Here is a 19,695-nt window from a genome sequence, read left to right on the forward strand (position 1 = left end):
TCAGGTGAAGAAGCCCCGTACGGAAGTACGGGGCTTTTTTACGTCCGGCGTCCGGGGAGGGCGTGGCCTGCCGGACCTCTGCGGGCTTCAGGGCAGATCTCTGCCGTCGCCTGCCGGTCATCCTCCCTGGTCCGTTTACCTTGCCTCTGCATGTAAAAGGAAAGAATATGTCGTCAGCGGCCCTTTCCTGTCTATGCCTTTTAGCCCATGCTTTGCATCAATCTCTCCAGTGAATAGCTAAACAGACTGCGATCAAACCGCGCTGTTTAAACGTGCGGTTGGCAAAACGGCCTGGATGAAACGGATGCCCACCTCTACAAAGTTCTGCTGATACTTCACAATTGTTCCGCCTGTGTTTTTAGATGCTTTAAACAACTCACATTCCATCAGCTTCCCCTGTCGTCATGCCCGCGACGGGATTTCTTTCTACCCGTTCAGCGTTCTGAGTGGCTGATATGCAGCGAAAAACGTCTTCGCACGCAAATTCCCTCTCAATCCGTTCATGATGCGGTAAACTACGGCCAGATTAACCCCGTGAAGGCCTTATCATGTCCAGCTCGTATACCTCCTTAAAAGCCGACAATACGCTCGGTCTTGATGTCAGCACACAAATTCGTATTGTCGCCGAAACACCTGAAGCCATACTTGCGGCATGGCAGATGAGCCAGCGTAACCAGCAACCCTTTTTGATCCTGGGTGAAGGCAGCAATGTACTGTTTCTTGAGGACTTCGCGGGCATTGTGGTGCTCAACCGCATCGCTGGAGTTGAAATACGCGACGAGAATGAGCGCTGGAAGCTGCATGTTGGCGCGGGTGAAAACTGGCATCAACTGGTAAAAATGACGCTGGAAAAAGGGATTTCCGGACTAGAGAACCTGGCACTTATTCCCGGTATGGTCGGCTCTGCACCCATCCAGAATATCGGCGCCTATGGCGTTGAACTGAAAGATGTCTGTGAATATGTAGACGTGCTGAATTTGCAAACCGGCGTCACTGAGCGTTTAAGCCGTGACGATTGCCAGTTTGGCTATCGCGACAGCATTTTTAAACATCAGTACCAGTCGGGCTATACGATTGTTGCCGTCGGGTTTTCATTAACCAAACAGTGGCAACCGGTGCTGACGTATGGCGATTTAAAGACGCTTAATCCGGCGACTGCGAATGCCTGGGATGTGTTTCATGCCGTTTGCCATATGCGACAGAGCAAATTACCTGACCCCAAAATAACAGGCAATGTTGGCAGTTTTTTCAAAAATCCAGTGATTAGTCGGCAGCAGGCCGAAGTATTGCTTAATCACTATCCTGCGATGCCAAATTATCCCCAACCAGAGGGTACGGTAAAACTTGCCGCAGGCTGGTTAATCGATCAGTGTCAGCTTAAAGGCTGTCGGGTTGGCGGCGCGGAAGTTCATCAGCAGCAGGCATTAGTGCTGATTAATGCCGCCAATGCCACGCCAGGCGATATCGTTGCGCTGGCAAAAAAGGTGCGCGCACGCGTAGGTGAGAAATTTGATGTCTGGCTTGAGCCTGAGGTCCGTTTTATCCGGGCACAAGGTGAATGCAATGCGGTTGAGGTGATTGCATGAAAGACCACAGCGTACCGCTAAAGCTTATTGATATCCTGTCAGATGGCGAATTTCATTCTGGTGAGCAATTAGGTGAAACGCTCGGCATGAGCCGCGCAGCAATTAATAAACATATTCAGACGTTAAAAAGCTGGGGCCTTGAAGTGTATACGGTTACCGGGAAAGGCTACAGCTTCCCTGCACCGCTTCAGTTGCTCAATGAAAAGGCGATTCTTGGTCAGCTTTCTCAGCCTGATGTCGCCGTGATACCGGTTATCGATTCGACGAACCAGTATTTACTTGAGCGTATGGATTCACTGCCTTCAGGTGCCGTTTGTGTGGCGGAATATCAGCAAGCGGGACGCGGACGACGCGGGCGGCATTGGTTTTCTCCCTTCGGTGCTAATCTTTATATGTCTATGTACTGGCGTCTGGAGCAAGGGCCTGCTGCAGCGATGGGGCTCAGCCTGGTGATTGGTATAGTGATGGCAGAGACGCTTCAGTCATTAGGTGCGGAGGATGTTCGCGTAAAATGGCCGAATGATATTTACCTCCATGACAGAAAATTAGCAGGCATCTTAGTGGAGTTAACCGGTAAAACCGGCGATGCTGCGCAGATCGTAATGGGAGCGGGCATCAATTTAGCGATGCGAAATGCCGACGCGGCGCAAATCAATCAGGGCTGGATTAATCTGCAGGAAGCGGGCGTAACGCTTGATCGTAATGACCTGGCTGCAACGTTAATCAATCGCCTGCGTGAGGCACTACCTGTTTTTGAACAGGAAGGTCTGGCACCTTTTGTCGCACGCTGGGCAGGCTTAGACAACTTTATCAACCGTCCGGTCAGGTTACTGATGGGCGAGCGGGAAGTTCACGGCATTGCACGCGGCATTGATAATCAGGGTGGTTTGCTGCTGGAACAAGAGGGCGAAATTAAATCCTGGATGGGTGGGGAAATATCGCTGCGTCCCCTTTAAAAGTCTGTAAAGCCTGCTTTTAAGGCAGGCTTTATTGTCGTAACTTATTTTCTCAGGCGGACTTTTTCAACCGCATGATTACCACTTTTGGTCATAATCAAGCTGGCTCTTTCACGTGTAGGAAGAATATTCTCTTTCAGGTTCAGCCAGTTGATCTCTTTCCACAGCGATCCCGCGATCTTGATGGCCTCATCTTCAGGTAACTGTGCATAATGATGAAAATAAGAGTCGGGATCGGTGAAAGCGCCTTGGCGAAATTTCAGAAAGCGATTGATATACCAGTGCTGTAAAAGATCTTCTTCCGCATCGACATAGATAGAAAAATCGACAAAATCAGAAACAAATACGTGGTGCGGATCGTGAGGATAATCCATTCCACTTTGAAGAACGTTTAAGCCTTCCAGAATTAAAATATCGGGTTGTTGCACCACTTTATCCCCATCCGGAATAACGTCATAAATGAGATGGGAATAAACGGGCGCCGTCACCTGCTGGGCGCCAGACTTAAGGTCTGACACAAACTTAACTAACCGATGCATATCATAAGATTGAGGAAACCCTTTTTTCTTCATGAGACCGCGCTCTTTTAGTACCGAGTTCGGATGAAGGAAGCCATCAGTTGTAATTAACTCAACCTTACGGTGCTCAGGCCAGCGGCTGAGAAGCGCCTGTAAAACGCGGGCAGTCGTACTTTTCCCCACCGCAACGCTACCAGCAATACTGATAATGTAAGGGATCTTTTGCCCGTCTGTGCCCAGAAATTGTTCCAGAACAGCCTGGCGACGCACATTCGAACTTATATAGAAATTCAGCAAGCGTGAGAGCGGCAGATAGATTTCGGCCACCTCTTCAATAGAAAGGTCTTCGTTTATCCCTTTTAACTGAGCAATTTCATCCTCTGCCAGCGTCATGGGAACGGAGTCGCGTAATGACGCCCATTGTTCACGGGTGAACTGTAAATAAGGCGTGGTGAGTGATGTCGTTTTATCCATAAGTATACATTTGACTGCAGATTCAAACCAATCTGTACATTTTCACCGAAGATTACTCGGGCACGGTAGCGTAATGAATTGCGGGTCACAGAGTTATTAACGAGAACAATGGGCTGGAGGGTACCACCAGTATAGCTTTTAAAAGAAGTAAAAAATAAACGGGGATAAGCTTTCGTCGGCGCCTCCGCAATTTTAACAAATCCTTGATCAAGAGGCTTGATCTCTGTAATTACAGCATGCGATGTGACAGGTAAATCTTCAGCCCGGTGGGTAGCACTGATCAGGGCACGTAAACGGGCCTTCGCTCATTATCGTATGGTTCACTTAGCCAGCAGCCGGTTAACGAGCGGGTCTTTCATGATAGCGCGTGCAATGAATCCGTGGCTGTCTGTTACTTTATGCCGGACGTTAAGCCGCAAATAAGGTGCGTGTCAGGCGCGTCACTGTTTTGGGGCGTGCTTTCATTCGTCAGGTCATTTGTCTGAACATCCACAAGGCACTTTATTGCCTTCAGAGACCAGTCTGCACCAGGCACGGATACCTTCTGTACTCTCTTTCCCGTGACGAATAACCCTTACCACGACCCTTTCTCTGCCCTCGCATGGCGTGTCCATCAGATCAGCCCAATACTGTTGCTGCCAACATAAGGCCGCCACAGGCTTTGTGGTGTGCTTAAGCTTTTTGAGGGCCAAAGGAGAGAAGAAGCGCTTTAATCCGCCTGACCGGGTTTCTATACAGGTTGAACCGGGAGGCACAGCGCGTTCTGACAACAGAAGGGACAAACATAATGACTTTCGGCGGCGTTCCAGTTGGTCGCAGCCGTCATCGGTGCGGACAGGGTGGAATCTGCACATCAAGCATCGGGCCGTTCTCATGTGTCATGTGACTTCTCTGTTGTACGTAGGCAGTACCTGTTCATATGCAACCTCGCTCATCTTCACCGCGTCGACATCAATACACATGCACTCGCGCGCCTGTCAGGCCAGTAACCGAACAGAGCAGCGCTGTCGGCCACAGAAAGCATACAAGCAATGCCTGATTCACGCGTATTGAAAGCGGTATTGTGCCAGTGTCCATTCCCACCTCTTTAGGTGCCAGTACGTTTTCTCTGCAACCCTGTCAACTTAATATTACTCATCGCTTACCCTATGGTGGCGTTTTTGCACAAACAAACCGATATCCACAAACAAAAACCGGCTGTCGATGGAAAACACCGGGCAATAAATAAGCAATCGAGACGAATTTTGCATGATCAGCAAAAAAAGGGGACGTGAAAAAAGCCATCCACCAAAGAATGAAATCGTGAAGACCCAATCCAGGGACAGAAGATGACGCGAAAATTTGACCAATAATTGGATGTTATTTCTGCAGAATAGGGGTAAATTGCGATGCTTTGCACAAATAGTAAGCGATAGAACAAAAACAGTGATTTTTTTGTTGCATCCTTCAGCCGACCTTCCTAGAATGCGCGTCACTTGATGCCGGCTTAGCTCAGTTGGTAGAGCAACTGACTTGTAATCAGTAGGTCACCAGTTCGATTCCGGTAGCCGGCACCATCAAGTAGGTGGGATTCCCGAGCGGCCAAAGGGAGCAGACTGTAAATCTGCCGTCACAGACTTCGAAGGTTCGAATCCTTCTCCCACCACCATCTCGACCCTCGGGTTGAGAACAGATAAACAACCTGTTTATCTGGCAGGTGAGTCACTTCTTCTCACCCTGAATTCAGATTGGGTGTAAGCTCAGTCAAAGTCAGCCAGCTTCGCTGGCAGGCTAAGAATAATGGGGGACTTCCCCTGTTATTCACAAGCTACAGAAAGAACAGGTAGCCGAGTTCCAGGATGCGGGCATCGTATAATGGCTATTACCTCAGCCTTCCAAGCTGATGATGCGGGTTCGATTCCCGCTGCCCGCTCCAGATGTGCTGATATGGCTCAGTTGGTAGAGCGCACCCTTGGTAAGGGTGAGGTCCCCAGTTCGACTCTGGGTATCAGCACCACTTCCTTTATCTCCCTCCTGATTTTCTCTGTAACTCCTTGCAGTCAGGCAATGCCTGGTTAATGTGACGATATCTTTGATATATCCGTGTCTTAGAGGGACAAGCGATGGCTAAAGAGCAATTTCAACGTAACAAACTGCACGTAAACGTGGGCACCATCGGTCACGTTGACCACGGTAAAACCACCCTGACTGCAGCAATCACCACCGTTCTGGCTAAAACCAACGGCGGCCAGGCGCGTGCGTTCGACCAGATCGACAGCACCCCTGAAGAAAAAGCACGTGGTATCACCATCAACACTGCACACGTTGAGTATGAAACCCCGTCTCGCCACTATGCACACGTTGACTGCCCGGGCCACGCCGACTATGTGAAAAACATGATTACCGGTGCTGCGCAGATGGACGGCGCGATCCTGGTTGTTGCTGCGACTGACGGCCCAATGCCGCAGACCCGTGAGCACATCCTGCTGGGTCGTCAGGTAGGCGTTCCTTACATCATCGTGTTCCTGAACAAGTGTGACATGGTTGATGACGAAGAGCTGCTGGAACTGGTTGAGATGGAAGTCCGTGACCTGCTGTCACAGTACGACTTCCCGGGCGACGACACTCCAATCGTTCGCGGTTCAGCACTGAAAGCGCTGGAAGGCAACCCAGAGTGGGAAGAGAAGATCGTTGAGCTGGCTAACCACCTGGATAACTACATCCCGGATCCGGTTCGTGCTATCGACATGCCGTTCCTGCTGCCAATCGAAGACGTATTCTCAATCTCTGGCCGTGGTACTGTAGTAACCGGTCGTGTTGAGCGCGGTGTTGTTAAAGTCGGCGACGAAGTTGAAATCGTGGGTATCAAAGATACGGCGAAATCAACCTGTACCGGTGTTGAAATGTTCCGCAAACTGCTGGACCAGGGTCAGGCAGGCGAAAACTGTGGTGTTCTGCTGCGCGGTATCAAGCGTGAAGACATCCAGCGTGGTCAGGTTCTGGCGAAGCCAGGCACCATCAAGCCGCACACCAAGTTCGAGTCAGAAGTTTACGTTCTGTCTAAAGACGAAGGTGGCCGCCATACTCCGTTCTTCAAGGGCTACCGTCCACAGTTCTACTTCCGTACCACTGACGTGACCGGTTCAGTAGAGCTGCCAGAAGGCGTTGAAATGGTTATGCCAGGCGACAACATCAAAATGGTTGTTACCCTGATCCACCCAATCGCAATGGACGAAGGTCTGCGCTTCGCAATCCGCGAAGGTGGCCGTACCGTTGGCGCGGGCGTTGTTGCCAAAGTTATCGCTTAATTACCGATAATATTTGACGCAATGCACATGGAAAGGGCATCATTTGATGCCCTTTTTGTACGCTGTTTTATAGAACCTGACTCATCAGTGATTTTGCACCATAATCATTGCTGAGACAGGCTCTGTTATGCGGCGCTGGATACCGAGTTACGCCCCAAAAGCTCATTCGGTTTGGATGCCTCGCGATGCGGGGCAGAATAGTTTCTGAATTATTGTGGCAGGTTGGTTTATGAGTGCGAATACCGAAGCTCAAGGGAGCGGGCGCGGCCTCGAAGCGCTGAAATGGGTAGTGGTAGTCTTATTACTGCTTGCGGCGATCGTAGGTAACTACCTCTATCGTGATGTGACGTTACCTCTGCGTGCGTTGGCTGTTGTTATTTTGATTGCAGCAGCAGGCGGCATTGCGCTTTTAACGACCAAAGGCAAAGCGACCGTAGCCTTTGCACGTGAAGCAAGAACCGAAATGCGCAAGGTTATCTGGCCAACCCGCCAGGAGACACTGCATACCACGTTAATCGTTGCCGCGGTCACTGCCGTGATGTCACTGATTTTGTGGGGGCTGGATGGCATTCTGGTCCGTCTGGTATCGTTTATCACTGGCCTGAGGTTCTGAGATGTCTGAAGCTCCAAAAAAACGCTGGTACGTCGTGCAGGCGTTTTCCGGTTTTGAAGGCCGCGTAGCACAGTCGCTGCGTGAGCACATCAAATTGCACAACATGGAAGAGCTGTTTGGCGACGTCATGGTGCCGACTGAAGAAGTGGTCGAGATCCGTGGTGGTCAACGCCGTAAAAGCGAACGTAAATTCTTCCCAGGCTACGTTCTGGTTCAGATGGTAATGAATGATGCCAGCTGGCACCTCGTTCGCAGCGTGCCACGCGTAATGGGTTTCATCGGTGGTACTTCTGACCGCCCTGCGCCAATCAGCGATAAAGAAGTTGATGCGATCATGAACCGCCTGCAGCAGGTAGGTGACAAGCCACGTCCGAAAACGCTGTTCGAACCGGGCGAAATGGTACGCGTCAACGATGGTCCGTTTGCCGACTTTAACGGCGTGGTCGAAGATGTCGATTATGAGAAGAGTCGTCTGACTGTTTCGGTCTCCATCTTTGGACGTGCAACACCTGTCGAACTCGACTTCGGTCAGGTGGAGAAAGGCTAACCTTTCTTTCACTATTTGGCTGTTGCAGCAGGCGCGAAATTAAACTATAATTTCGCGCCTTTTGTTTTTATGCGCTGGCAACAGCGTGTAAATCGTTACCACGGGGAGCCTTTTAAAGGCGCTATAACCCAATTGAGGAATTATCATGGCTAAGAAAGTACAAGCCTACGTCAAGCTGCAGGTTGCAGCTGGTATGGCGAACCCAAGTCCACCAGTTGGTCCAGCTCTGGGTCAGCAGGGTGTTAACATCATGGAATTCTGTAAAGCGTTTAACGCCAAAACAGAATCACTGGAAAAAGGCCTGCCTACTCCAGTTGTTATCACCGTATACAGCGACCGTTCTTTCACCTTCATTACCAAAACGCCTCCGGCTGCCGTTCTGCTGAAAAAAGCAGCGGGCATCAAGTCTGGTTCTGGTAAGCCGAACAAAGATAAAGTCGGTAAAGTGACTCGTGCTCAGGTACGTGAAATCGCAGAAACTAAAGCTGCGGACATGACTGGTTCTGACGTTGAAGCGATGACTCGCTCAATCGAAGGTACTGCTCGTTCCATGGGCCTGGTAGTAGAGGACTAAGAAATGGCAAAGCTGACCAAGCGCATGAGCGTTATTCGCGACAAAGTTGACGCGACTAAGCAGTACGATATTGCTGAAGCAATCGCATTACTGAAAGAGCTGGCTACCGCTAAGTTCGTAGAAAGCGTAGACGTTGCTGTTAACCTCGGCATCGACGCTCGTAAATCTGACCAGAACGTGCGCGGCGCGACCGTTCTGCCACACGGTACAGGTCGTTCTGTACGTGTAGCCGTCTTCACCCAGGGCGCAAACGCTGAAGCTGCTAAAGCAGCTGGCGCTGAGCTGGTAGGTATGGAAGATCTGGCTGAGCAGATCAAGAAAGGCGAAATGAACTTTGACGTTGTTATTGCATCTCCAGATGCAATGCGCGTTGTTGGCCAGTTAGGTCAGGTTCTGGGTCCACGTGGCCTGATGCCAAACCCGAAAGTCGGTACTGTAACCCCGAACGTTGCTGAAGCGGTTAAGAACGCTAAAGCAGGTCAGGTTCGTTATCGTAACGACAAAAACGGCATCATCCACACTACCATCGGTAAAGTGGACTTCGATGCTGACAAACTGAAAGAAAACCTGGAATCTCTGCTGGTTGCGCTGAAAAAAGCAAAACCTGCTCAGGCGAAAGGCGTGTACATCAAGAAAGTCAGCATCTCTACCACCATGGGTGCCGGCGTTGCCGTTGACCAGGCTGGTCTGAGCGCAGCGGCAAACTAATTGCTGCTTGAAACGGGCGAAAAATTCACCTAGAATCTTACGCCCGTTGTTCTGCATTCATGCAGATGTCATCGTGAGTAAGTCAGATTGTGCGAACGCAGCGACTGAGTCAGTCGCCTGAAACACAGTAAAGTGTTCAGCAGGCCTTATAAAGGCTGTCAGTGCAGGGCAATCTGAGCCACGATGTACAGCCGAATTTTAGGTTGGAGCCAGGCCTTATCCTGGCCTCCGTCCAAGACCGCAGGAGCTGCACATCTTTGGATGTAATGCTTAATACCCTGCGTAGACGGTGACAGAACCAAAAGAATTTTTCTTTACTGGATTCTGCTCACCGTGTAATAGCGCTTATTTTCCTTCGGGCGAATAAGTGAAGTGAGTTCCGGGGAAATCCATCCCCGGTCAAATCCAGGAGCTAAAGCTAATGGCATTAAATCTTCAAGACAAACAAGCGATTGTTGCTGAAGTCAGCGAAGTAGCCAAAGGTGCGCTTTCAGCGGTTGTTGCGGATTCTCGTGGCGTTACCGTTGATAAAATGACCGAACTGCGTAAAGCAGGCCGTGAAGCTGGCGTTTACATGCGTGTTGTTCGTAACACCCTGCTGCGCCGCGTCGTTGAAGGTACTCAGTTCGAGTGCCTGAAAGACACGTTTGTTGGTCCGACCCTGATTGCATATTCTATGGAACACCCGGGCGCTGCTGCTCGTCTGTTCAAAGATTTCGCGAAAGCGAATGCAAAATTTGAGGTCAAAGCTGCAGCCTTTGAAGGTGAGCTGATCACGGCGGCCAATATTGACCGTCTGGCAACGCTGCCGACCTACGAAGAAGCACTGGCACGTCTGATGTCGACCATGAAAGAAGCCGCTGCCGGCAAACTGGTTCGCACTCTGGCTGCTGTTCGCGATGCAAAAGAAGCGGCTTAAGGCCTCTCTTTTCTTCGTACTTGCTAACGTATAAACTTTTTCTGATTCTTAGGAACAATTGTTATGTCTATCACTAAAGACCAAATTCTGGAAGCCGTTGCCGCTATGTCCGTAATGGAAGTAGTTGAGCTGGTTTCTGCTATGGAAGAAAAATTCGGCGTTTCTGCTGCTGCTGCTGTAGCTGTTGCTGCTGGCCCAGCTGAAGCTGTTGAAGAGAAAACTGAATTCGACGTTATCCTGAAAGCTGTTGGCGCGAACAAAGTTGCAGTAATCAAAGCCGTTCGTACCGCAACTGGTCTGGGCCTGAAAGAAGCCAAAGATCTGGTTGAAGCAACTGGCGTGATCAAAGAAGGCATCAGCAAAGATGACGCAGCTGCACTTGAAGCTGCTCTGAAAGAAGCTGGCGCTGAAGTTGAAGTTAAGTAAGACAACCCTCGGGTTGCAGTCTGAGTAATATCAGACTGATGGCTGGTGACTTTTTGGTCACCAGCCTTTTTGCGCTCCAGGGCCTCAATGGGGTTTCGCACTGTTTGTCCATTGTTGCTCTTCAATATCTTTCTCTATCGACGACTTAATATACTGCTTTCCTGTGCGGGTTCCCTGCCCACGCTGAAGCAATGAAATGATTTAAGCGTGATAGAAAGAGGTATTGCACACACTGCCGGGCAGTGCGTGAATCAAACAAAATCGTGTTGCATGAACTGTCCTGTCAGGACGGACAGCGTGGGTCGACTTGTCAGCTAGCTGAGGAACCCTATGGTTTACTCCTATACCGAGAAAAAACGTATTCGTAAGGATTTTGGTAAACGTCCACAAGTTTTGGACATACCTTATCTCCTTTCTATCCAGCTTGATTCGTTTCAGAAGTTTATCGAGCAAGATCCAGAAGGTCAGTACGGACTGGAAGCTGCCTTCCGCTCTGTATTCCCTATCGCGAGCTACAGCGGCAACTCTGAGTTGCAGTACGTCAGCTATCGCTTAGGTGAACCTGTCTTTGACGTGAAAGAATGTCAGATCCGTGGCGTGACCTACTCGGCACCGCTGCGCGTCAAACTGCGTCTGGTGATCTATGAGCGCGAAGCGCCAGAAGGCACAGTAAAAGACATTAAAGAACAAGAAGTCTACATGGGTGAAATTCCACTCATGACAGACAACGGTACCTTTGTTATCAACGGTACTGAGCGTGTTATCGTTTCTCAGCTGCATCGTAGTCCTGGCGTATTCTTTGACAGCGATAAGGGTAAAACCCACTCATCGGGTAAAGTGCTGTATAACGCACGTATCATTCCTTACCGTGGTTCATGGCTGGACTTCGAGTTTGACCCGAAAGACAACCTTTTCGTCCGTATTGACCGTCGTCGTAAGCTGCCGGCCAGTATCATCCTGCGCGCACTGCATTACACCACTGCTGAAATCCTCGATATCTTCTTCGAGAAAGTGGTGTATGAAATCCGTGACAACAAGCTGCAGATGGAACTGGTGCCAGAGCGCCTGCGTGGTGAAACCGCGACCTTCGATATCGAATCGAACGGCACGGTCTACGTTGAGAAAGGGCGTCGCATCACTGCGCGTCACATTCGTCAGCTCGAAAAAGACGGTATCCAGCACATTGAAGTGCCTGTTGAATATATTGCAGGCAAAGTGGTCTCTAAAGATTATATCGATGAGAACACCGGTGAACTGATTATCGCAGCGAACATGGAGCTGTCGCTGGATCTGCTGGCCAAGCTGAGCCAGGCGGGTCACAAGCGTATCGAAACGCTGTTCACCAACGATCTGGATCACGGCCCTTATATCTCCGAGACCCTGCGCGTCGACCCAACCAACGATCGCCTGAGCGCGCTGGTTGAGATTTACCGCATGATGCGTCCTGGTGAGCCACCTACGCGTGAAGCAGCAGAGAACCTGTTCGAGAACCTGTTCTTCTCTGAAGATCGTTACGATCTTTCTGCTGTCGGCCGCATGAAGTTCAACCGTTCATTGCTGCGTGATGAAATCGAAGGTTCAGGTATCCTGAGCAAAGAAGACATCATCGAAGTGATGAAAAAGCTGATCGACATCCGTAACGGTAAAGGCGAAGTGGACGATATTGACCACCTCGGTAACCGTCGTATTCGTTCAGTGGGTGAAATGGCGGAAAACCAGTTCCGCGTCGGCCTGGTCCGTGTTGAGCGTGCAGTGAAAGAGCGTCTTTCTCTGGGCGACCTCGACACATTGATGCCTCAGGACATGATCAACGCCAAGCCTATTTCGGCGGCGGTGAAAGAGTTCTTTGGTTCAAGCCAGCTGTCCCAGTTTATGGATCAGAACAACCCGTTGTCAGAGATTACGCACAAGCGTCGTATCTCTGCTCTCGGCCCGGGTGGTTTAACCCGTGAGCGTGCCGGCTTCGAAGTGCGTGACGTACACCCAACGCACTACGGTCGTGTCTGCCCAATCGAAACCCCTGAAGGTCCGAACATCGGTCTGATCAACTCCTTGTCTGTATATGCGCAGACCAACGAGTACGGTTTCCTGGAAACCCCTTATCGTCGCGTGATCGACGGTGTGGTTTCTGATGAAATTCATTACCTGTCTGCCATCGAAGAAGGTAACTATGTCATCGCTCAGGCGAACACCAATCTGTCAGAAGAAGGTGCGTTCGTTGATGACCTGGTGACCTGCCGTAGCAAAGGTGAATCGAGCCTGTTCAGCCGCGATCAGGTTGACTACATGGACGTTTCGACCCAACAGGTCGTTTCCGTCGGTGCGTCACTGATCCCGTTCCTGGAACACGATGATGCTAACCGCGCCCTGATGGGTGCGAACATGCAACGTCAGGCCGTTCCTACACTGCGTGCCGATAAGCCGCTGGTAGGGACCGGTATGGAGCGCGCGGTTGCCGTTGACTCCGGTGTTACCGCTGTGGCGAAACGTGGCGGTACCGTTCAGTACGTTGATGCATCACGTATCGTTATCAAAGTTAACGAAGACGAAATGTATCCGGGCGAAGCGGGCATCGACATCTACAACCTGACCAAATACACCCGTTCTAACCAGAACACCTGTATCAACCAGATGCCATGTGTATCTCTGGGCGAGCCAGTTGAGCGTGGTGATGTGCTGGCTGATGGCCCGTCTACCGATCTCGGTGAACTGGCGCTGGGTCAGAACATGCGCGTCGCGTTCATGCCGTGGAACGGTTACAACTTCGAAGACTCCATCTTAGTCTCCGAGCGCGTGGTGCAGGAAGATCGCTTCACGACCATCCACATTCAGGAACTGGCCTGTGTGTCTCGCGACACCAAGCTGGGGCCAGAAGAGATTACCGCTGACATCCCGAACGTGGGTGAGGCTGCACTCTCTAAACTGGATGAATCCGGTATCGTTTACATCGGTGCGGAAGTGACCGGTGGTGACATTCTGGTTGGTAAAGTGACGCCAAAAGGCGAAACCCAGCTGACACCAGAAGAGAAACTGCTGCGTGCGATCTTCGGTGAGAAAGCGTCTGACGTGAAAGACTCTTCTCTGCGCGTGCCTAACGGTGTTTCGGGTACGGTTATCGACGTTCAGGTCTTCACCCGCGATGGCGTGGAAAAAGACAAACGTGCGCTGGAAATCGAAGAGATGCAGCTGAAGCAGGCGAAGAAAGACCTGTCTGAAGAGCTGCAGATTCTGGAAGCGGGCCTGTTCAGCCGTATCCAGTCTGTCCTGATTTCTGGTGGCGTCGAAGCAGACAAACTGGACAAGCTGCCGCGTGAGCGTTGGCTGGAACTGGGTCTGACTGACGAAGCCAAGCAAAACCAGCTGGAACAGCTGGCAGAGCAGTACGACGAACTGAAGCACGAGTTTGAGAAAAAACTCGAAGGCAAGCGTCGTAAAATCACACAAGGCGATGATCTGGCACCAGGCGTGCTGAAAATCGTTAAGGTTTATCTGGCCGTTAAACGTCAGATTCAGCCTGGTGATAAGATGGCAGGTCGTCACGGTAACAAAGGTGTTATCTCGAAGATCAACCCAATCGAAGACATGCCTTACGATGAGAACGGTACGCCGGTCGATATCGTACTGAACCCGCTGGGCGTACCTTCACGTATGAACATCGGTCAGATCCTTGAGACGCACTTAGGGATGGCAGCGAAAGGTATCGGCGAGAAAATTAACGCGATGCTGAAGAAGCAGGAAGAAGTCGCCAAACTGCGCGAATTCATCCAGCGTGCTTACGATCTGGGCACAGATGTGCGTCAGAAAGTTGACCTGAATACCTTTAGTGATGACGAAGTTCTGCGTCTGGCTGAAAACCTGAAAAAAGGTATGCCGATCGCCACGCCGGTGTTTGATGGTGCGAAAGAGAGCGAAATCAAAGAGCTGTTAGAGCTCGGCGGTCTGCCTTCTTCCGGTCAGATTACCCTGTTTGATGGTCGCACTGGTGAGCAGTTCGAACGTCAGGTAACCGTTGGTTATATGTACATGCTGAAACTCAACCACCTGGTTGATGACAAGATGCACGCACGTTCTACCGGTTCCTACAGCCTCGTTACTCAGCAGCCGCTGGGTGGTAAGGCACAGTTCGGTGGTCAGCGCTTCGGTGAGATGGAAGTATGGGCACTGGAAGCATACGGTGCGGCATATACCCTTCAGGAAATGCTTACCGTTAAGTCTGATGACGTTAACGGCCGTACCAAGATGTATAAGAACATCGTGGATGGCAACCATCAGATGGAACCTGGCATGCCAGAATCGTTCAACGTACTGTTGAAAGAGATTCGCTCGCTGGGTATCAACATCGAGCTGGAAGACGAGTAACCCTCAGTAGCAGGCTTCGGCCTGTAAGCGCAGGGTTAACGCGCTCGCATTTGTACTGGTTATGGGGCGTTCAATTTCGGTTGGACGCCCCTGAGTCTCACTCCGACGGGAGCTAATCCGTGAAAGACTTACTTAAGTTTCTGAAAGCGCAAACTAAGACCGAAGAGTTTGATGCGATCAAAATTGCGCTGGCTTCGCCAGACATGATCCGTTCATGGTCTTTTGGTGAAGTTAAAAAGCCGGAAACCATTAACTACCGTACCTTCAAGCCAGAGCGTGACGGTCTTTTCTGTGCCCGTATTTTTGGACCGGTAAAAGATTACGAATGCCTGTGCGGTAAGTACAAGCGTTTAAAACATCGTGGCGTAATCTGCGAGAAGTGTGGCGTAGAAGTTACACAGACCAAAGTACGTCGTGAGCGCATGGGCCACATTGAGCTGGCATCACCGACTGCGCACATTTGGTTCCTGAAATCACTGCCATCGCGTATCGGCTTGCTGCTGGATATGCCGCTGCGTGATATCGAGCGCGTGCTGTACTTCGAATCTTATGTTGTGATCGAAGGCGGCATGACTAACCTGGAAAAACGTCAGATTCTGACGGAAGAGCAGTACCTTGACGCGCTGGAAGAGTTCGGTGACGAATTCGACGCGAAGATGGGTGCAGAAGCTATCCAGGCGCTGCTGAAAAATATGGATCTGGAGCAAGAGTGCGAGCAGCTGCGTGAAGAGCTGAACGAAACCAACTCCGAGACCAAGCGTAAAAAACTGACCAAGCGTATCAAGCTGCTGGAAGCGTTCGTTCAGTCTGGTAATAAGCCAGAGTGGATGATCCTGACCGTTCTGCCGGTTCTGCCGCCTGATCTGCGTCCGCTGGTACCGCTGGATGGTGGTCGTTTCGCTACGTCGGATCTGAACGATCTGTATCGTCGCGTGATCAACCGTAACAACCGTCTGAAACGCCTGCTGGATCTGGCTGCGCCAGATATCATCGTACGTAACGAAAAACGTATGCTGCAGGAAGCGGTTGATGCCCTGCTGGATAACGGTCGTCGCGGTCGTGCGATCACCGGTTCTAACAAGCGTCCTCTGAAATCTTTGGCCGATATGATCAAAGGTAAGCAGGGTCGTTTCCGTCAGAACCTGCTCGGTAAGCGTGTCGACTACTCCGGTCGTTCTGTTATTACCGTTGGTCCATACCTGCGTCTGCATCAGTGCGGTCTGCCGAAGAAAATGGCACTGGAGCTGTTCAAACCGTTCATCTACGGCAAGCTGGAACTGCGTGGCCTGGCCACCACCATCAAAGCCGCGAAGAAGATGGTTGAGCGTGAAGAAGCTGTCGTTTGGGATATCCTGGACGAAGTCATCCGCGAACACCCGGTCCTGCTGAACCGTGCACCAACGCTGCACCGTTTAGGTATCCAGGCCTTTGAACCGGTTCTGATCGAAGGTAAAGCAATCCAGCTTCACCCGCTGGTTTGTGCGGCCTATAACGCCGACTTCGATGGTGACCAGATGGCTGTTCACGTACCGCTGACGCTGGAAGCCCAGCTGGAAGCGCGTGCGCTGATGATGTCGACCAACAACATTCTGTCACCGGCGAACGGCGAGCCAATCATCGTTCCTTCACAGGACGTTGTACTGGGTCTGTACTACATGACCCGCGACAAAGTGAATGCCAAAGGTGAAGGCATGGTGCTGACCGGCCCGAAAGAAGCTGAGCGTGTTTATCGCGCTGGCCTGGCCGAGCTGCATGCGCGCGTTAAAGTGCGTATCACTGAGTACAGCAAAAACGAGCAGGATGAGTTCGTTGCGAAAACCAGCTTGATCGACACCACCATTGGTCGTTCGATTCTGTGGATGATCGTACCGAAAGGTCTGCCTTTCTCCATCGTCAACCAGGCGCTGGGTAAAAAGGCTATCTCTAAAATGCTGAACACCTGTTATCGCATTTTGGGCCTGAAGCCGACCGTTATCTTTGCTGACCAGACCATGTACACCGGTTTCGCCTACGCCGCCCGTTCAGGTGCGTCTGTTGGTATCGACGACATGGTTATCCCAGCCAAGAAAGTGGAAATCATCTCTGAAGCCGAAGCCGAAGTGGCCGAAATTCAGGAACAGTTCCAGTCTGGTCTGGTTACCGCCGGCGAACGTTACAACAAAGTCATCGATATCTGGGCTGCCGCGAACGAGCGCGTAGCGAAGGCGATGATGGAAAACCTCTCAACCGAGACCGTGATTAACCGTGACGGCGAAGAAGAGAAACAGGTTTCCTTTAACAGCATCTTTATGATGGCCGACTCCGGTGCGCGTGGTTCTGCTGCACAGATTCGTCAGCTGGCCGGTATGCGTGGTCTGATGGCTAAGCCAGATGGCTCCATCATTGAAACGCCTATCACCGCGAACTTCCGTGAAGGTCTGAACGTACTTCAGTACTTCATCTCGACGCACGGTGCACGTAAAGGTCTTGCAGATACCGCACTGAAAACCGCGAACTCCGGTTATCTGACGCGTCGTCTGGTTGACGTTGCGCAGGATCTGGTTGTCACCGAAGACGACTGTGGTACACACGAAGGCATCATGATGACGCCAGTCATCGAAGGTGGCGACGTGAAAGAGCCACTGCGTGAGCGCGTTCTGGGCCGTGTAACGGCAGAAGACGTTCTGAAGCCTGGCACGGCTGACATTCTGGTTCCACGTAACACACTGCTCGATGAGCACTGGTGTGACGTGCTGGAACTGAACTCAGTCGACAGCGTGAAGGTGCGTTCGGTTGTAGGTTGTGAAACCGACTTTGGTGTGTGTGCGCATTGCTATGGTCGCGACCTGGCACGTGGTCACATCATCAACAAAGGCGAAGCAATCGGTGTTATCGCGGCACAGTCAATCGGTGAGCCGGGTACACAGCTGACGATGCGTACGTTCCACATCGGTGGTGCGGCATCTCGTGCGGCAGCTGAATCCAGCATTCAGGTGAAGAACAAAGGTACCATCAAGCTGACCAATGCTAAGTCGGTAACGAACTCAGCAGGCAAGCTGGTGATCACCTCGCGTAACGTTGAACTGAAAATGATCGACGAATTTGGCCGTACGAAAGAGAGCTATAAAGTTCCTTACGGTGCGACCATGGCGAAAGGTGATGGTGAGCAGGTTGCTGCGGGTGAAACCGTTGCAAACTGGGATCCGCATACCATGCCAGTTATCACAGAAGTGGGCGGTTTCATTCGCTTCACCGACATGATCGACGGTCAGACCATTACGCGTCAGACTGATGACTTAACAGGTCTGTCATCGCTGGTGGTTCTGGACTCTGCAGAACGTACCTCAGGTGGTAAAGATCTGCGTCCGGCACTGAAAATCGTTGATGCCAACGGCAATGATGTTCTGATCCCAGGTACCGATATGCCTGCTCAGTACTTCCTGCCAGGTAAAGCGATTGTACAGCTGGAAGATGGCGTGAAGATCAGCTCGGGTGATACCCTGGCGCGTGTTCCGCAGGAATCTGGCGGTACCAAGGATATTACCGGTGGTCTGCCACGCGTTGCTGACCTGTTCGAAGCGCGTCGTCCGAAAGAGCCAGCAATCCTGGCGGAGATCAGCGGCATCATCTCCTTCGGTAAAGAAACCAAAGGTAAGCGTCGTCTGGTGATTACACCGCTGGATGGTAGCGATCCGTACGAAGAGATGATTCCGAAATGGCGTCAGCTGAACGTGTTCGAAGGTGAACGTGTTGAGCGCGGTGACGTGGTTTCCGATGGTCCAGAGTCACCACATGACATCCTGCGTTTACGTGGCGTGCATGCGGTTACCCGTTACATCACTAACGAAGTGCAGGAAGTTTACCGTCTGCAAGGCGTTAAGATTAACGATAAGCACATCGAAGTCATCGTTCGTCAGATGCTGCGTAAAGCTACTATCATGAGCGCGGGCAGCACCGAGTTCCTGGAAGGTGAGCAGGCTGAATTCTCTCGCATCAAGATCTCTAACCGTGAACTTGAAGCGAACGGAAAAGTTGGCGCAACCTTCGTACGTGACCTGCTGGGTATCACTAAAGCGTCACTGGCAACCGAATCGTTCATCTCTGCAGCATCGTTCCAGGAAACTACACGTGTCCTGACCGAAGCGGCAGTAGCAGGCAAGCGCGACGAACTGCGCGGTCTGAAAGAGAACGTGATCGTGGGTCGTTTGATCCCGGCCGGTACCGGTTACGCTTATCACCAGGATCGTATGCGTCGTCGTGCGGCAGGCGAAGTGCCAGCTGCACCGCAGGTGACTGCTGACGAAGCATCCGCAAGCCTGGCGGAGTTACTGAACGCGGGTCTTGGCGGTAACAACGACGAGTAATCGTCAAACGCCTGATAAAAAACCCTGCTCCGGCAGGGTTTTTTTTGCCTGCGAGATCAGGCTGTCTTATACAGGCGGCACCGGCATTCATAACGCGTGCTGTCGTGAAGAGTGTTTTCCGAAGTCCGTCCTGTTAACGAAATCGACTCACGCCTGTTTGCAGGCGAGCCGTAATTAAAAGCGTTTGTTGATATCGCTTCTCTTTAACCCGATATCTTTCAGCGCACTGTCGCTCAGTCTGCATAAAATCATGCGGGTTTCGCGCCGACACTGCCAGCGACGAAAATGATGCCAGATAAAGCGAAACAGGCTGAGTGAAACTGCAAAGGGTTTAGCGCTACGATTTTCCTCATATCCCATGATCCTGCCCTCAGTAAGTAACCTG

The 19,695-nt window shown here is 51.3% G+C and carries 13 protein-coding genes and 4 tRNA genes; 15 read left to right on the forward strand and 2 right to left on the reverse strand.

Annotated features, from left to right (window positions below; all coding sequences use genetic code 11):
- The first annotated feature begins 548 nt into the window (after positions 1–548).
- Together murB and birA are read left to right on the forward strand one after the other, a co-directional pair.
- Positions 549–1,586 carry a UDP-N-acetylmuramate dehydrogenase gene (murB, locus tag RAC65_RS21860; protein WP_324020643.1) on the forward strand — a complete coding sequence of 346 codons (1,038 nt, stop codon included), beginning with the start codon at positions 549–551 and terminating at the stop codon, positions 1,584–1,586.
- Positions 1,583–2,542, forward strand: a complete 960-nt coding sequence (birA, locus tag RAC65_RS21865) for a bifunctional biotin--[acetyl-CoA-carboxylase] ligase/biotin operon repressor BirA (protein WP_375097300.1) — start codon at positions 1,583–1,585, stop codon at positions 2,540–2,542. The genes murB and birA overlap by 4 nt, the downstream gene beginning before the upstream one ends.
- A gap of 44 nt (positions 2,543–2,586) precedes the next feature.
- Here birA and coaA read toward each other — a convergent pair whose 3' ends face one another.
- Positions 2,587–3,534, reverse strand: coding sequence for a type I pantothenate kinase (gene coaA / locus RAC65_RS21870; RefSeq protein WP_006121491.1), 948 nt, complete (start codon positions 3,532–3,534; stop codon positions 2,587–2,589).
- A gap of 1,480 nt (positions 3,535–5,014) precedes the next feature.
- On the opposite strand from coaA, the gene RAC65_RS21875 reads away from it, so the two are divergent.
- The 13 genes from RAC65_RS21875 (at position 5,015) to rpoC (ending at position 19,310) form a co-directional block, all read left to right on the forward strand.
- Positions 5,015–5,090: transfer RNA gene (locus tag RAC65_RS21875), tRNA-Thr, on the forward strand.
- Positions 5,091–5,097: 7 nt separating this feature from the next.
- Positions 5,098–5,182: transfer RNA gene (locus tag RAC65_RS21880), tRNA-Tyr, on the forward strand.
- A 192-nt stretch (positions 5,183–5,374) separates the two neighbouring features.
- Positions 5,375–5,449: transfer RNA gene (locus RAC65_RS21885), tRNA-Gly, on the forward strand.
- A gap of 5 nt (positions 5,450–5,454) precedes the next feature.
- A tRNA-Thr gene (locus tag RAC65_RS21890) sits at positions 5,455–5,530 on the forward strand.
- A gap of 106 nt (positions 5,531–5,636) precedes the next feature.
- Positions 5,637–6,821 (forward strand): elongation factor Tu, encoded by a 1,185-nt coding sequence (gene tuf, locus RAC65_RS21895; RefSeq protein ID WP_006120578.1) that lies wholly within the window; start codon positions 5,637–5,639, stop codon positions 6,819–6,821.
- A 229-nt stretch (positions 6,822–7,050) separates the two neighbouring features.
- Positions 7,051–7,434, forward strand: coding sequence for a preprotein translocase subunit SecE (gene secE / locus RAC65_RS21900; RefSeq protein ID WP_006121494.1), 384 nt, complete (start codon positions 7,051–7,053; stop codon positions 7,432–7,434).
- A gap of 1 nt (position 7,435) precedes the next feature.
- On the forward strand, positions 7,436–7,981 hold the full coding sequence (nusG, locus tag RAC65_RS21905) for a transcription termination/antitermination protein NusG (protein ID WP_003848088.1): 546 nt from the start codon (positions 7,436–7,438) through the stop codon (positions 7,979–7,981).
- A 145-nt stretch (positions 7,982–8,126) separates the two neighbouring features.
- Complete coding sequence (gene rplK, locus RAC65_RS21910; RefSeq protein WP_006121495.1) at positions 8,127–8,555, forward strand: 50S ribosomal protein L11; 429 nt, start codon at positions 8,127–8,129, stop codon at positions 8,553–8,555.
- Positions 8,556–8,558: 3 nt separating this feature from the next.
- Positions 8,559–9,263: a 50S ribosomal protein L1 gene (gene rplA, locus RAC65_RS21915; protein ID WP_006121496.1), complete on the forward strand. Its 705-nt coding sequence runs from the start codon at positions 8,559–8,561 to the stop codon at positions 9,261–9,263.
- A gap of 421 nt (positions 9,264–9,684) precedes the next feature.
- On the forward strand, positions 9,685–10,182 hold the full coding sequence (gene rplJ, locus RAC65_RS21920; RefSeq protein WP_003848098.1) for a 50S ribosomal protein L10: 498 nt from the start codon (positions 9,685–9,687) through the stop codon (positions 10,180–10,182).
- A 63-nt stretch (positions 10,183–10,245) separates the two neighbouring features.
- The gene (rplL, locus tag RAC65_RS21925) at positions 10,246–10,608 is read left to right on the forward strand and encodes a 50S ribosomal protein L7/L12 (RefSeq protein WP_006121499.1); all 363 of its coding nucleotides are present in this window, start codon (positions 10,246–10,248) and stop codon (positions 10,606–10,608) included.
- Positions 10,609–10,938: 330 nt separating this feature from the next.
- Positions 10,939–14,967, forward strand: a complete 4,029-nt coding sequence (gene rpoB, locus RAC65_RS21930) for a DNA-directed RNA polymerase subunit beta (protein WP_033737970.1) — start codon at positions 10,939–10,941, stop codon at positions 14,965–14,967.
- A 119-nt stretch (positions 14,968–15,086) separates the two neighbouring features.
- Positions 15,087–19,310 (forward strand): DNA-directed RNA polymerase subunit beta', encoded by a 4,224-nt coding sequence (rpoC, locus tag RAC65_RS21935; protein ID WP_033737967.1) that lies wholly within the window; start codon positions 15,087–15,089, stop codon positions 19,308–19,310.
- Between the two features lie 174 nt (positions 19,311–19,484).
- On the opposite strand, the gene RAC65_RS21940 is transcribed toward rpoC, so the two are convergent.
- Entirely contained in the window at positions 19,485–19,670 is a 186-nt protein-coding gene (locus RAC65_RS21940) for a DUF1127 domain-containing protein (RefSeq protein ID WP_033737966.1), read from the reverse strand.
- Between the last annotated feature and the right edge of the window lie 25 nt (positions 19,671–19,695).

Source organism: Pantoea sp. BS_8, assembly GCF_041954965.1.
Lineage (GTDB): Bacteria > Pseudomonadota > Gammaproteobacteria > Enterobacterales > Enterobacteriaceae > Pantoea > Pantoea stewartii.

Bases quoted from the DNA above. Each gene is read 5' to 3' on its own strand.
- murB (WP_324020643.1), top strand. From the start codon at position 549: ATGTCCAGCTCGTATACCTCCTTAAAAGCCGACAATACGCTCGGTCTT.
- birA (WP_375097300.1), top strand. From the start codon at position 1,583: ATGAAAGACCACAGCGTACCGCTAAAGCTTATTGATATCCTGTCAGAT.
- coaA (WP_006121491.1), bottom strand. From the start codon at position 3,534: ATGGATAAAACGACATCACTCACCACGCCTTATTTACAGTTCACCCGT.
- tuf (WP_006120578.1), top strand. From the start codon at position 5,637: ATGGCTAAAGAGCAATTTCAACGTAACAAACTGCACGTAAACGTGGGC.
- secE (WP_006121494.1), top strand. From the start codon at position 7,051: ATGAGTGCGAATACCGAAGCTCAAGGGAGCGGGCGCGGCCTCGAAGCG.
- nusG (WP_003848088.1), top strand. From the start codon at position 7,436: ATGTCTGAAGCTCCAAAAAAACGCTGGTACGTCGTGCAGGCGTTTTCC.
- rplK (WP_006121495.1), top strand. From the start codon at position 8,127: ATGGCTAAGAAAGTACAAGCCTACGTCAAGCTGCAGGTTGCAGCTGGT.
- rplA (WP_006121496.1), top strand. From the start codon at position 8,559: ATGGCAAAGCTGACCAAGCGCATGAGCGTTATTCGCGACAAAGTTGAC.
- rplJ (WP_003848098.1), top strand. From the start codon at position 9,685: ATGGCATTAAATCTTCAAGACAAACAAGCGATTGTTGCTGAAGTCAGC.
- rplL (WP_006121499.1), top strand. From the start codon at position 10,246: ATGTCTATCACTAAAGACCAAATTCTGGAAGCCGTTGCCGCTATGTCC.
- rpoB (WP_033737970.1), top strand. From the start codon at position 10,939: ATGGTTTACTCCTATACCGAGAAAAAACGTATTCGTAAGGATTTTGGT.
- RAC65_RS21940 (WP_033737966.1), bottom strand. From the start codon at position 19,670: ATGGGATATGAGGAAAATCGTAGCGCTAAACCCTTTGCAGTTTCACTC.